Source organism: Flavitalea plasmicola, from assembly GCF_030546645.1.
Lineage (GTDB): Bacteria > Bacteroidota > Bacteroidia > Chitinophagales > Chitinophagaceae > Puia.
The window spans coordinates 243,974-257,576 of sequence record NZ_JAUOTO010000003.1 but is presented as its reverse complement, the minus strand read 5'-3'; the positions used below and the strand labels follow the sequence as shown (position 1 = coordinate 257,576).

Genomic DNA, 13,603 nt, shown 5'->3' with positions numbered 1-13,603 from the left:
AATCACCAGCCCGGGTTTTGTTTAAGTTTATCAGGATTGAGCGCCACCTGCTTGGTGGGTATGGGCAGCAGATAGTTCTTATTGACATCGAATGTTCTCTGCGCACCCGGCTGCAGCAGCTTGTACCCGTTCTCCAGCTGGCTGGCGGGTGCATTGTAAAAATAGCTGTTATAGCTGGCCCCGTCCAGGGTAATGACCTGTTTCGCCCATTCCGTGCCCGTGACCTTGATGCTCAATACGGACTTCGGCAGCAAGGTTTCCGCCGTCGCCCATCGGCGGAGATCATCCCAACGGAACCCTTCGAAGGCAAGCTCGACAGACCTTTCCCGACGGATCTCATTTCTCATATCGAGCCCATTGCCGGCGACCAGGGCATTCGTCAGATGCGGCATATTTACCCGGTCTCTCAGTACGTTGATCGAAACATCCAGATCACCGTCGGAAATAGAACCATTCCGTTCATATCGCGCCTCGGCATAGATCAGCAGCACTTCCGCATATCGCAGCACGTTCCAGTCAAATGCGCCGCCGCCGTCACCGGGCGTAGGCATCTCGGAGATGAACTTGTACAGCATATAACCGGAATTCACATTGCGGTTGTTATCCACCCCAGGCCACTGAGGCCTGTACGCGTCGTACTGCGGCCTGATGATCTTGATGGCAGGCAGGATCAGGGACTGCGTCATCCGGGGATCACGGTTGCGAAACTCGCTCCTGCAGGAGTCATAACCTTTGAACAGAGGAGACTTGTCGATCGGCAATCCATCATTGCAGAGATACATGTCAGCCGCCGCCTTCGTAGGGTTCAGGTTGCCCCAGGAAACACCGTACGCCCATCCATTTACATTGATATTGGTACGGTATTTTTTTGCTATGATCGACTCGGGATTGTCCTGGCTCGTCTGGTCGATGAACAGGTAACGGTAGCTTGCATCCCCCTTACCTTTATACAATGAATACGCCGGGCTCGTAATGACGTTGTTCGACTCCGTAATGGCCATATCCAGCAAGGCATCGCTACTGCCCGTCGCATGGAACTTTCTCCATGTACCTTCGAACAGGCATACCCGGGCCTTGAAAGCCTGCGCCGCCTCTTTACAGATACGGCCTTTCTCCGCACTGCTCTTCACAGGCAGGTTAGCGATGGCATTGTTCAGATCGTTGAGGATAGAATCCAGCACCACCTCACGGGCAGCCCTCCCGCTATAAACCGCGGCATCTGTCGGCTGCAATACGTCGTTGATGATGGGTACACCGCCGAACATCCTGAAAAGCCTGAAATAATTGTAGGCGCGATAGAAATAGCCTTCGCCCAAAAACGGCTTGATATCGTTGCCGATAGACGACCCCGCCCCTTCCTGGATCAGCTTGTTCGCGTTCCGGATCGCTTTATAGCTGTCGTCCCAGTAGCCATCCTGTTCCGGGGCCACATAGGTCCCTGAGCTCACTGTATTGATCTCGGTACCGATCGCAATGTCCGACATATTGTCATTGTTATTCGTACCGTCATAATGGGGGTCATCCAGCGTATTCTCATAGAACCAGTTGGCCGCCAGCCGGAAATCATTGGCCGTCTGCCAGAAAGTAGGGTCCGTGATCTCGGATTGCGGTTGAAGATCGAGAAATTTTTTACAACCCGGAGCCAGGATGGCTACTGCTATTATTATGCTTGTTATTTTAATCATTTTCATCACTACCAGATTTAGAAGTTAACATTCACACCAAAAGAAAAAGTACGATACATGGGATAATTGTTCTCGTAAAAGTCGGTGTTCGTGGCATCGTCCGTTATTTTCGGCACACGCGTCTCCTCGGGGTCATACATGCCGTTCCAGGTTCCTTTCGCGAATTCGAACAGATCCTGTCCACTCAGGTAGACCCTGACGCCACGGAGCTTCAGGTTGCTGATCCGGAGGTCGTTGAATGTATATCCGACGGTGATATTTTTCATCCGGAGGTAGCGCGTATTTTCCAGCCACAAGGAAGAGAACTGATAGTTATTGCCCTTGACCGTTCCGTTATTGGACAGCCTTGGGTACCGGGCGCTCTGATTTTCTGCCGTATACTCCTTGCCGTAGAAATAATCCAGCGGCTGGAACCAGAAATGCGAGAACGGTACGCCGAAATTGCCATTGCCTCTCCAGACATATTTGTTGCCTGTACCCTGCAGGATAAAGCCGAAGTCAAAACCCTTCCACTTCAGTCCGCCTGTCATGCTATAGGTGAACTTGGGGATCTGTGAACCGAGATACACAGCATCACCGCTGAGTCCTTTCGATTTATCACCATAGGTGGTGATCTGCCCGTCGCCGTCGATGTCCTGGTACATCACATCGCCGATGCCCAGACCGCCATAGCCATTCGGCTGTGCGGAAGGTACGATGCCTTTACCACCATACAGCAAAGCGTATTTGGTCAGATCAGCCTGGTTCCTGATGACAGAACCCTTGAACCCAAAATAGGAGTTCAGTGGGAAGCCTTGCCTGGCCTGTGTCAGACCAAGATTATAGTTGTCCTGCCCTTTCAGATCTGTGACGATATTGCTGTTGTAGTTCAGGATAACGCCCACATTATAGCGTACATTCCCGATCTTATCATTCCACGAGCCATTGAATTCCCATCCCTTGCCCTTCAGGGTTCCTGCATTCGACGTTGGAGCAGCCGCTCCCAGCGTGGAGGGATAGGTAATGCTGACCAGCATGTTATTATTGGTCTTCCTGTAGATATCGAAAGAGAGCGCTAGCCTGGATTTCAGCAGGGAGAGGTCAATTCCGAGGTTCTTTGTCTCGATGGTCTCCCAGGTACGCTCGGGAGAGGCGATCCCATTGAGAGAAGCCTGTCTCGAGGGGGATGATCCGTCGATGGGATACTGACCGCCAATATTGATCAGCTGGATATAGTCGAATAGCCCCAGTGTGGGAAGGTCCTGGTTACCCGTCTTGCCCCAAGAAGCCCTGACCTTGAAAAGATTGACGAGATTGTCGCTGACGACGTTCTTGAAGAAAGGCTCTTCGGAGATCTTCCATGCCGCAGAGACGCTGGGATAAGCCTCGCTCCAGCGTTTCTCGGGAGAGAACTTCGAGCTGCCATCTTTACGCAAAGTACCCTCGATATAGTATTTCCCGGCAAAGGAATAGCTGGCGCGACCAAAATAGGACAGCAGCGCCCAGGGGTCGTTGTTCCAATCGCTGGGATCGGCAGGATCACTCACTGCGCGCAAATTCGAGGGGTCAGACAGGGGCGGCGAGAAGATCACATTGCTGAAAAAATCGGCGCCCTGGATGTATTTTGCATTCCGGGTGAATTTCTCCCGGGAAGCGCCGACCATTGCCTTGATCTCATGCTCACCGAATGTCTTGCTATAGTTGATATAGGTGCTGAAATTCTTGTAGACGGAGCTATAGTTTCTGAATTTCGCCTTGTTCGGATTGTTACGGACGAGCGAATTGGGTGTGTTATCCCAATTGTGCTCTGTATTGGTGGCGAAGTAGGCGTCATCATCGAACCGCTCCAGGTTGATACCTACCTGTCCCGTCCATATCAGGCCCTTGATGGGTTCAAAGTCCAGTTTCACGTTATTGCTCCATCTGGATTGTGTGATCGTCTCGTTCCCGCCCATTTTCAGCTCCTGGACCGGGTTCTCATATCCCTGGTAACCATAATAGTTGCCTGCGGGGTTCTTCTCAGGCAGATAGGAGAACATCTTCAGGCCATTGCTGATGGCATCGCTCAACTGGGAAGGCTGCTTGGTATTTAAATAGTCATACGCCGTGTTCAGCTCCAACCTCAGGTTCTTCGCGATGTTACTTTGCAGGGCAATACGGAGGTTGTCCCGAACGGAACCGTTGGTTCCCTCCGAGATGTTCCCATTATCCCTTGTGTCGCCGAAAGAGATCAGGTAGGAGGAGTTCTCGCTGCCGCCGGAAATGCTCAGGTTGTGCGTCGGGCGCAGCGCCGTCTTGAAGAGCCGGCCATACCAATCATGGTTTTGATAGAACATGGGATAGGATTCCACGCTCCGGTTCTCGCCAGGCCCTACGCCGGGATCATTAGCGGCAATCTTCAACAGCGTGGAGTCCGAGAACGTTTGCGGCTCGCCATCATTTTTATTGGCCTCGTTGAACATCCTGACGAAATGATCCGTCGTGGTGGCTTTCTTCCGCAGGCCCATTTTCTTCACGGCCAGGTTGAAGCCATAGGTGATATTCGGCTTGCTGTTACGCTTGCCCCTTTTAGTGGTTACAAGAATGACGCCGTCGGCCGCACGCGCTCCGTATATCGCAGCGGTAGCATCTTTCAGCACGGTGATATCCTGGATATCCTGCGGATTGATGAGGTTCAGATCACTGGGGATACCGTCGATCAGCACCAGCGGGACGTTCCCGTTGATGGAGGACGATCCCCGGATGGAAAGTGCAAAGCCCTGCTGGCCCGGCTGACCGCTCTGACGGGTGATCCCCATACCAGGGACCATGCCCTGTAAGGCATCCAATGTTCCCGTGACGGGGCGCGACTCCAGTTTGTCCCCTCCGATCCGGGAGACGGCGCCTGTCAGGTCCGCCTCTTTTAGCCGGGTGCCATACCCTACGACTACCACCTGGTTCAGACCGCTGGAGGCCTCCCTGAGAACAATATGGATTGGCTCGCCGCCCGGCACATGCACTTCCTGGGGTTGATAGCCGATGCTGCTGATCTCCAGGACCGCATTGTCCTGGACGTCGATCTCGAAATGACCCTGCGCGTCTGTTTGTGTGGCGCGTTTGAGGCCTTTTACAGTAATGGTGACACCCTGCATCGGATGGCCCGTACTGTCTGTGACATCGCCTTTTACATGGATGGCCTGCATCATCTCATTTGCCGAGGTAACAGCGATCACCTTATTATTGATGATCTTATAGATCAGGCCATTGCCGCGGATGATCTTATCCAGTATCTCCGAAAGCAGGGTGTTCTTCTCATGGAGGTCGATACGGATATGATCGCTGATCGTGTTCGAGTTATACAGGAACCTGTATGAAGATTTTTTTTCAATGATCTCAAAAGCCCTTCTGAGCTTTATGTTGGTGAGATCCAGGCTAAGCTTTACATCGTCCTGGGAATATGCTTTAGCCGATACCTGAAGGCAACCAGCCAATAATAAAACTATGGTTAGTTTCATAACAAGAAGCATTTTTTGGGGCATAATACGGCTAGCGTAAAGTGGAAATAGTTTTTTTTCCATACATTTACATGAAGTTTAATTGTTATAAAAAGCCCTTCCCTCCCTATCATCTGAGTGAAGGTTCTTACAATTGAATGGTGACGGGGAATGTGCAGCATTTCCCGTCTTTTCCTTAAAATTTCGGAGTGATTTTGATTGCGTTATGTCATTAGTTTTGGTTTTGGCGTGATCAGGATTACTCGATGTGGATTGCGCTATTGGATCTCTTATAGGTAAAAGGTGCAATGGCTTGTAGCTCCCTCAACGCATCATCGATATTCTCTTCTTCGAATCTGCCGGTGAACTTGTAGGATTTAGCTTTTTCGTTCCCAAAGGATATGGAGACATTATAGCGCCGTTGCATCTGCAACGCCAGATCATAAAAAGATTCGTCCGTGAACAGCAGTTTATTCACGACCCATGCGGTATCAGGCGCCATGCTCATCTGGGGATTGAAAACGATACGTTTAATGGTCGGCTCATCCACCACCACCTTGCCGGGTTTAGCTACCGCTACGCCGCCTCTGCTGTCATTCTGAATGATGATCCGTTGATTAGGGACCAATAAGATCTTCTTAGAATGACTGCCCTTTGTGATCACCTCGATTGAGCCGCTGATCAGGGAAGCCTGCCCATGCTTATCTTCCGGGTATGCCTGGACATTGAACACCGTCCCCAGGTCTGTCACATCGAAATTCTTTGTATGAACCAGGAAAGGATGAAGGGAATCGTGCTTTACCTTGAACATGGCCTCCCCCACCAGGGATACTTCGCGTTTGCCGCTGTTGAATTCAGCGTTAGTATAAGTAAGGGTGGAGAAAGAATTCAGCCATACCTCGGTGCCGTCAGGGAGCACAATGCTTGTCTTGGACCCCGCCGGAGTGTAGATCCTGCTGACGGTCTTTGCTTCTGCCACACGCTGTATAGGCTTGGGACTATAAAAAAACCAGGCTCCGCAGACCAGCAATAGGATGCAGGCGGCAACAAGCATTCTTTTGAACAACACAGGCCTCCTGGCGCGTTCGGGAAAAGGTTCGCCTCCTTGAAGCATATCGCCTTGTTCGTCGACATGGACTTCTGAAATAACTTCTGAATCCAATGTGCTGAAATACTTCCGCATCGACTCGCGGATGGCTTCATCGTTCTCGTTGGCCTGCATGAGCCGCATCAGCTCTTCGAATTCCTCCTCAGAACAGGCTCCGGAAGCAAACTTTTCCAGCAGGTCGTAAATGCGCAACATGCTCCTATGACGTATGCCGGGAAAAAATGTACTACTCTAGTCGGTATTATTTTTCAGATAGGCTACAATATTCTCTACTGCTTTCGCCAGGTGGTTCTTCACCGTATTGGGGGAGATATGCAACAGGGAGGCTATTTCTTTACGGGGCTTGTCCGCTGCATGGCTCAGGAGATAGACGGCCCTTCGCTGAGGAGGGAGCTGCTCGATGGCTTGATGTATAATAGTATGATATTCAGCATCTTCAACACCGACCCCTGCATGAGGTTCACTACTTTGATGCATGCGCTGCCACAAAGCCTGTTTTCTCTTCTGGTCAGCGGCGGCTGCGCGCAGATGATCGATGACCTTATTTTCGGTGAGCCTGTATAGAAAGGAAGAGATGCTTTTTATTTCCGAGATCCTGTCCCGTATCATCCATAGTTTCAGAAAAACATCCTGGATGACGTCCTTGGCCGCCATATCGGATTTCAGCATCCTGAAGGCAAAAAGATAAAGCGGATGCTCATATTCACGGAACAGCTCATTGAAAAGCTGTTCCAACATATCCTTTGAGCTGCCAGGGCAATCGTCATTTCGCATCACGCAGGTCTTTGTCTTTGAAATCGCAAAATAATAACATTTTTCTACAGTCATTTATTTTTTTGGAGCGAAAGCCGACGGGCTATTACCGCCAACCGGACAAGCGTTCGTTGATGCAATCGCAACTAAACAAGGAAAATCAAGAAAAAAAACCTACCTTAAGGAACTATTGGCTTACTCTTTCGCCAATAGGAACCCGCCTTCCACCCGTCGCTCTGACAGTCATATTCATTTCATATCTAAACTAAGCCGATGAAAAACATTTCGATCATGATCATCGATGATCACATCCTGATCCGCGAAACCTGGCATTCTTTGCTGGCAACAGAGGGAAATCTTGAAATAGTAGCAGAATGCGGAGACGGACAGCTTGCCATTGAATTGGCGAAAAATACACGCCCCAACATCGTCTTACTGGATATCAATATGGCGCCAATGAATGGAATGGATGTATTGAAAATGATCCGCAAGCTATCCCCTGCATCTAAGATCATAATTGTATCTATGCATTCCGAACCCGCTTACGTAAAGAAGCTACTTCGATTGGGAGCAAAAGGCTATGTGACCAAGACCTCCCCTCGCCTGGAAATGCTGGATGCGATCAAAGAAGTGAATAAAGGGACCATATATATTTGCCAGGAAGCAAAAAAAAACCTTTCAGAGCAAATGGCCCAAGACAAGGAGTCTGGCTTAAATTCTCTTTCCGAAAGGCAATTGCAGGTCCTGGGTCTGTTAAGTGCGGGAAGGTCATCTAAAGAGATCGCTGCTGAATTAGGAATATCTACAAGAACAGTTGAAGTCCACCGGCATGATATACTCAAAAAGATGAAGCAAAAAACGACAATCTCCCTGATCCAATATGTCAACTCGCACGCGGTTGAGCTCTGGCATTAAACTTATTTATCATGCGCGCATCTCGGGAAACAGCAAAGAAAAAAAAGTCCGCTCTAACCAACCGGGAAACTACCTTTATCCCGGATCCCCTTCTGCAGAAGGCGTTTGAAAATTCGTTGCAGGCAAATATCATTTCACTCGTGGCAGACGGCAGGATCATCAGGGCGAATAGAGCTGCCTGTAGATTGCTGGGCTATTCCAAAAAGGAATTACTAACCAGGAAAAGGAAGGACATTTTCCAGTTCTCGGAAGAGAGCTATAAACTGATGCTCCGCCAAAGAACACAGGAAGGGAGTGCCAAAGCCGACCTGTCGATAATAAGAAAGGGCGGCAAATTGTGGCCCTGTGAGATCACCTCCGTGGTATTTAAAGATGCCAAAGGCATCAGGAATTCCATCACCAGCATCGTCGATCGGAGGGGAAGACTATCGATACAAAAAAAGATCGATGTTGCAAATGAGCGATCGATAGCAAGTAATATAGTCATCGCCCAATCAAAATCCGATACCACCCAGGCAGAAAATAATGACTGGATAAGATCGATAGGTAAAACAACATACGACGTAACCTGGGATTGGGATATCGCCGCCAGGCAGATCTCCTTCGGAAGAAGCTATGAGAACGTTTTCGGCCATAAATTGCCCGAGGCGAAAGTCAGTTTCGAAGAATGGATGGCCTTCTTTCAAAAGGAAGAAAGGGAAATGATGCAAAAAAAGATTCGTAAGGTCTTCGAATCCGAAAAAAAGACCTGGGAAGACAGCTTTCAATTCATGTGCCCGGATGGTAGAATATCCAATGTCATTATCCGGAGCATTATCATAAGGAACAGCGATGGAAATGCCATAAGGATGATCGGGGTGATACATGATATAAGTAAGACGCAAAAACTGGAGGAAATTCTGGAATGGGAGCTCAGGGTAAAGAAGAACGAATTAACAGAAGCCGTAGTAGAAGCCAGGGAAACGGAAAGATCTGACATCGGGAAGGAGCTCCATGATAATGTTAATCAGATATTGGCAGCATCCATGTTATATCTCGATATGGCAAGGAAGGATATAAAGAACGGGGAGATCTATTTAATACATTCTTCCGAGTACATGTTCACGGCTATAGAGGAGATCAGGAAATTGACAAAAGGATTGATGACGGACAAGGATTTCAGGCTTTGCGCGGAAATCGAACATATCGCCCGCGACACAATGAAGATCTATCCGGTGAGGATACGCTGTATATTGAAACCCTCTATGGAAAAGACAATGAGCAGCAAATTCAAATTGAACACCTATAGAATAGTCCAGGAGCAACTGAATAATATATTGAAGCATGCCGGCGCATCTGAAATACAGATCACTATGTCAGAAACGAAGGCAGGCTTCGTTCTTTCCATCTTAGATAATGGGATAGGATTTGACATCACGAAAAAAAAGAAGAACGCTGGCATAGGCATAAGCAACATTATCAGCCGGGCCGAGCTTTTTAGGGGGAAGGCCAGCTTCATTACAGCACCAGGTAATGGTTGCAAACTGATCCTTACTTTTCCGATCACGCCGATATAAATGAAGACCGAAGCTCACTCCGTTCTCAGCACTTTCGCAGGATCCTGTTTCGCCGCGCGAAGCGTTTGGGACCCGATGGTGAGCAGCCCCAGCGCCAGCAATACCAGCGTCCCAAGCCCAATGGTACCTATACCGAATTCAACCCGGTTGGGAAACTTCCTCAACCAAAGCGTGTTGAGCATATAGCTGAGAGGCGCCGCGATCAGGACTGACCAGATCAGGACCCGGATGAATGAGGCGGAGAGCAGCAGCACGATGCCCCGGTGGGAGGCTCCCAGCACTTTACGAACGCCGACCTCTTTGAGACGACGTTCTGTCGTATAGGTAGCCATTCCCAACAATCCAAGGCAGGCGATAGTGACCGCAAGAAAAGCCAGAAAGCCCAGAATGGACACGACGTCGAAGAAACCTTGCGAGGTGGCGGCCAGCTGATCGTCGAAGAATTGATACCGCAACGGATGTATGGGATCGATCAACTTCCATTTTCTTTCCAGCGCTGCCAGGGTGCCTCGCAGGTCCCGGGAGGCAATGCGGACGTTGGCATATTTAAAGAGGGCAGTTTGATTCTGGATCAGCAGGGGCTCGATCTGGTCGTGATCCAGATTCATATGAAAATCCTTCAGCACGCCCGTGACCACAAGCGGGATCGTATCATTCCATTTCGATACCAACACGTGGCCGATGATCTCACCTGGGTATTTATATCCGAGTGCACGGGTGGCAGCTTCGTTGACCAGTACGTATCTGCCGGCGGGTCCCCCGGCGGGAAGGTTTCTGCCGGCTATGAGCCGCAGCTGAAGGTTGTCTACGAAATTTTCATCCGTTTGAAGGACGGTGACTTTTTTAAAGTCATCCCTGCTCTCCGCCTGCTTAACACTTGTGCCTTCGGATCTTCCGGTCACAGGGACATAATCACAGGCAGAGATCTTTTCGACGCCGGCCACGGCAGCCAGCTCTCCGGACACAACATGGTACTCATTTCCCTGCAGATCGATGTTCACAATGTTCTTGGAATTGAATTCATAGTCGAATTTCAAAAAATGCATGGATTGGTTAAAAATGAGGATGGAGCTGATGATAAAGATCAGCGAGACGGAGAACTGGACGATACTTAATATTTTTCGCATGCCCAATTTTCCGGGGCGCAGGCTTGCAAAATTCCTGAGCGCCTTCAATGGCTGAAAACCGGAGAGATAAAAAGCGGGATAGATGCCTGACACCAGTCCGATCAGCAGGGCAAATCCTGCAAAGCCAAGATAGACCCAAAACCCGCCGTCCAGGCTGAAATGCAGGGACTGGTTGACCCAAAGGTTTAAAAAAGCCGCCCTGATGAGCAAAAGAAAGAGAACAGCCATGATCAGGGCGGACAGCGCCATGAGGATCGATTCGCTGAGGAACTGTAAGACGATATTCTTCCTGGTAGCCCCATTGACCTTGCGTACGCCGATCTCCTTTGCCCGGGTCAGCGCCCTGGCGATCGACAGGTTTGTATAGTTCAGACAGGCCGACAGCATGATCACAAAAGCAAGGACCGAGAGAAAATAATACACGATCCTCGGTAAAACGATATTAGGTTCATTACCCAGCAAAATGCCGGGCGAGATGCTGGTGAGCCTTTGTCCCGTCATGCTGAACTGTTTAAGGTCCGGGAAACCGGCGTAAGTAGTCGAGACGATCCGGTGAAGAGAAACGTTCAGATCGGACTCCGTCTTCCCGGGTGCGAGCAGCGCATAAGTATAGCATCGAAAGAAGTTTTTCCAGTTGGCGCCAAGGTCTTCCATCTTCTTGCTGTTGATCAAAGCAGGCATGGAGGATAAGGAAACAAGGACATCAAATTTCAAATGAGACTTGTATGCTTTGTCTGCGAGGACACCCGTAATGGTATAGATGCCCCATTTCACTGGGACGGACGATTCGCCTCCGCCGGAAAAAACAGACAGTCCCCGGTCGGAGAATTCCACCGTCCGGCCGATAGGATCCTCATCATTGAACAGGCGATGGGCCGCCTCTGCGGACAGTACCATGGAATTGGGGGCACGAAGCGCGGCGTCCAGGCTGCCCTTACCAAGCTCGAAGCTAAACACATCGAAGAAAGAAGTGTCGGCAAAATACCCGCGCATTTCCACGGTTCGTCCATTATACAGCGCATCCCCCCCTACTCCCATCACCAGGCTGGTGGCTTCCCTGACAGCAGGGCTTTCATTTTTTAGCTTGCGGGCCAGGGGGAATGGGCTCGTAGCATAGGGATGTCTAAATTCCGGGGCGTCACAAAGGATGCGATAAATATTTTTTTTGTTTATATGGAACTGGTCGTAGCTGCGCTGGTCGGCCAGCATCAACATGATCAGCATGCATACTGACATCGCCGCGGCCAACCCAAATACGTTGATGAATGAGAATCCTTTGTATTTCAGGATATTCCGAAGCCCTACTTTCAGGTAATTGAAGATCATCATAATAGTTTGAGGTTAGGAAAGGTTTTCCAGCCAGAAAGCATTCAGACGAGGCGGACGCCGGAGAGGTTACACCTGTCTTAAGAAATAGAGGATTTACTGGGAACTCCGTACAGCTCATTTTTAAACCGCTTTGCCAACAGGCCGGTGGCAAGCGCAATATCGATGTCTGCGACAGCGATCCCTGGTTCTCCATACGCTACATGGGCAATGCAGGTTCCATCCGGTGCAATGATCGAGCTGGCCGAATCGGGATAACGTGAAGCATAATTTGAGCTGGCAAAGAAAATGGTATTTTCCAAAGCTCTCATCATCATTGCTTTCTCATAATAAGGATTTTCCTTACTACCCCACTCCGTCAACGATAGTCCTTCGGTATTGCTGCCGACAAAATGCGGATGAAAAACGATCCTGGCATCATGTTGAGCTGCCCATCTTACGGATTCGGGATAGCGGAACCCTTCGTGGCAAATGGTGATGCCGAACTTCACGCCTTTCACCTCGAAAATATGACGCGTTGTACCCGCCGTCCAAAAATGATCTTCAGTAGGGTCAAGCTGATTTTTGGTTTGGTAACCTAATATCTCTCCCGTCCCCGATACAACGTGGGCTACATTTAACAATCCGTCAGCATGATGCCAGTCCATGGGGATAATGATCGCTATGGAATTTTCAGCCGCGATCCGGCATACTTTGTCCAGCGCCGACCGTAAGTTTTCTTCCGTTCGGTCTTCCGGCGTATATCCCATGCCCGGGTAGCCCGGCAGGTAGGACTCGGGAAAGCAAATGATATCGGCCTGTTGCGCTGAAGCTTCTTTCACCAGCTTCTCCAGCCAGTAAAGGCCGTCATTCACAGACCCCGGAAATGGAGGGGAGGCTACAGCTATCTTCATGCCTCAAGTTAAGAATGTTTTATGCTAAAAACATATTTCATTACCTTAGGCACCGCAAACCAACATGAATGAAAAAGACATTGATCTTCGCCGCATTTCTTCTGTCAGCCTGTGTCGCAATTGCTCAAAAACCGAATACGCTTACAAAGAAAGAAAAAAAAGAAGGCTGGAAATTATTGTTTGACGGCAAAACGACCAAAGGTTGGCATACCTATCTAAGAGATACGGTAGGAGCAAAATGGCAGGTGAAGGACGAAGCGCTGGTATTCGATCCTTCCCAGCCCAACAGCGGGGGTGGAGATATTGTAACGAATGAGACATTCGAGAACTTTGAGCTGCAGCTGCAATGGAAAGTGGCGAAGGGCAGCAACAGCGGTATCATTTTCGATATACAGGAAGATCCTAAATACAGCGCAACTTATTTAACGGGCCCGGAAATGCAGGTGTTGGACAACAAGGATGCCTCTGACAATAAAAAGCAAAATCACCTGGCGGGCTGCCTTTACGATATGGCAGGAGACTCTACAGTATCCAGGCCCAATCCTGTTGGGGAATGGAACCAGGTGAAGATCTTACAGGACAAGGGCCATCTTACCTTCTGGCTTAATGGAATAAAAACATATGAAGGCCAGATAGGCAGCGAAGAATGGAACAAAATGGTCGCGGGTAGTAAATTCAGGAATGCGATGTTCAGCGACTTTGCAAAGGTCGCCAGGGGCAAGATCGCCTTACAGCAGCATCCTGGCTCAAGCGAGTGGCGGAATATCAAGATCCGATCACTGTAAACC

General features: G+C 49.5%; 9 protein-coding genes. 3 read left to right on the top strand and 6 right to left on the bottom strand.

All coding sequences use genetic code 11. The annotated features are described in order from the left end of the window. Positions 1–2: 2 nt before the first annotated feature. The 4 genes from Q4E93_RS11065 to Q4E93_RS11050 form a co-directional block, all read right to left on the bottom strand. On the bottom strand, positions 3–1,685 hold the full coding sequence (locus Q4E93_RS11065; protein WP_303585148.1) for a RagB/SusD family nutrient uptake outer membrane protein: 1,683 nt from the start codon (positions 1,683–1,685) through the stop codon (positions 3–5). A gap of 17 nt (positions 1,686–1,702) precedes the next feature. Beyond that, positions 1,703–5,158, bottom strand: a complete 3,456-nt coding sequence (locus tag Q4E93_RS11060; RefSeq protein WP_303585147.1) for a TonB-dependent receptor — start codon at positions 5,156–5,158, stop codon at positions 1,703–1,705. 238 nt (positions 5,159–5,396) lie between these two features. Beyond that, positions 5,397–6,440 carry a FecR family protein gene (locus Q4E93_RS11055; RefSeq protein WP_303585146.1) on the bottom strand — a complete coding sequence of 348 codons (1,044 nt, stop codon included), beginning with the start codon at positions 6,438–6,440 and terminating at the stop codon, positions 5,397–5,399. A 36-nt stretch (positions 6,441–6,476) separates the two neighbouring features. Next, entirely contained in the window at positions 6,477–7,073 is a 597-nt protein-coding gene (locus Q4E93_RS11050; protein ID WP_303585145.1) for an RNA polymerase sigma-70 factor, read from the bottom strand. A gap of 216 nt (positions 7,074–7,289) precedes the next feature. Here Q4E93_RS11050 and Q4E93_RS11045 point away from each other — a divergent pair, with 216 nt between their 5' ends. Together Q4E93_RS11045 and Q4E93_RS11040 are read left to right on the top strand one after the other, a co-directional pair. Further along, the gene (locus tag Q4E93_RS11045; protein ID WP_303585144.1) at positions 7,290–7,913 is read left to right on the top strand and encodes a response regulator transcription factor; all 624 of its coding nucleotides are present in this window, start codon (positions 7,290–7,292) and stop codon (positions 7,911–7,913) included. Positions 7,914–7,924: 11 nt separating this feature from the next. Next, complete coding sequence (locus tag Q4E93_RS11040; protein WP_303585143.1) at positions 7,925–9,469, top strand: PAS domain-containing sensor histidine kinase; 1,545 nt, start codon at positions 7,925–7,927, stop codon at positions 9,467–9,469. Between the two features lie 14 nt (positions 9,470–9,483). Here Q4E93_RS11040 and Q4E93_RS11035 read toward each other — a convergent pair whose 3' ends face one another. Together Q4E93_RS11035 and Q4E93_RS11030 are read right to left on the bottom strand one after the other, a co-directional pair. Beyond that, positions 9,484–11,925 carry an ABC transporter permease gene (locus tag Q4E93_RS11035; RefSeq protein WP_303585141.1) on the bottom strand — a complete coding sequence of 814 codons (2,442 nt, stop codon included), beginning with the start codon at positions 11,923–11,925 and terminating at the stop codon, positions 9,484–9,486. A 77-nt stretch (positions 11,926–12,002) separates the two neighbouring features. Then, positions 12,003–12,815: a carbon-nitrogen hydrolase family protein gene (locus Q4E93_RS11030; protein ID WP_303585140.1), complete on the bottom strand. Its 813-nt coding sequence runs from the start codon at positions 12,813–12,815 to the stop codon at positions 12,003–12,005. A 68-nt stretch (positions 12,816–12,883) separates the two neighbouring features. Between Q4E93_RS11030 and Q4E93_RS11025 the strand changes: the two genes are divergently transcribed. Continuing rightward, the gene (locus Q4E93_RS11025) at positions 12,884–13,600 is read left to right on the top strand and encodes a 3-keto-disaccharide hydrolase (RefSeq protein ID WP_303585138.1); all 717 of its coding nucleotides are present in this window, start codon (positions 12,884–12,886) and stop codon (positions 13,598–13,600) included. Positions 13,601–13,603: the final 3 nt, after the last annotated feature.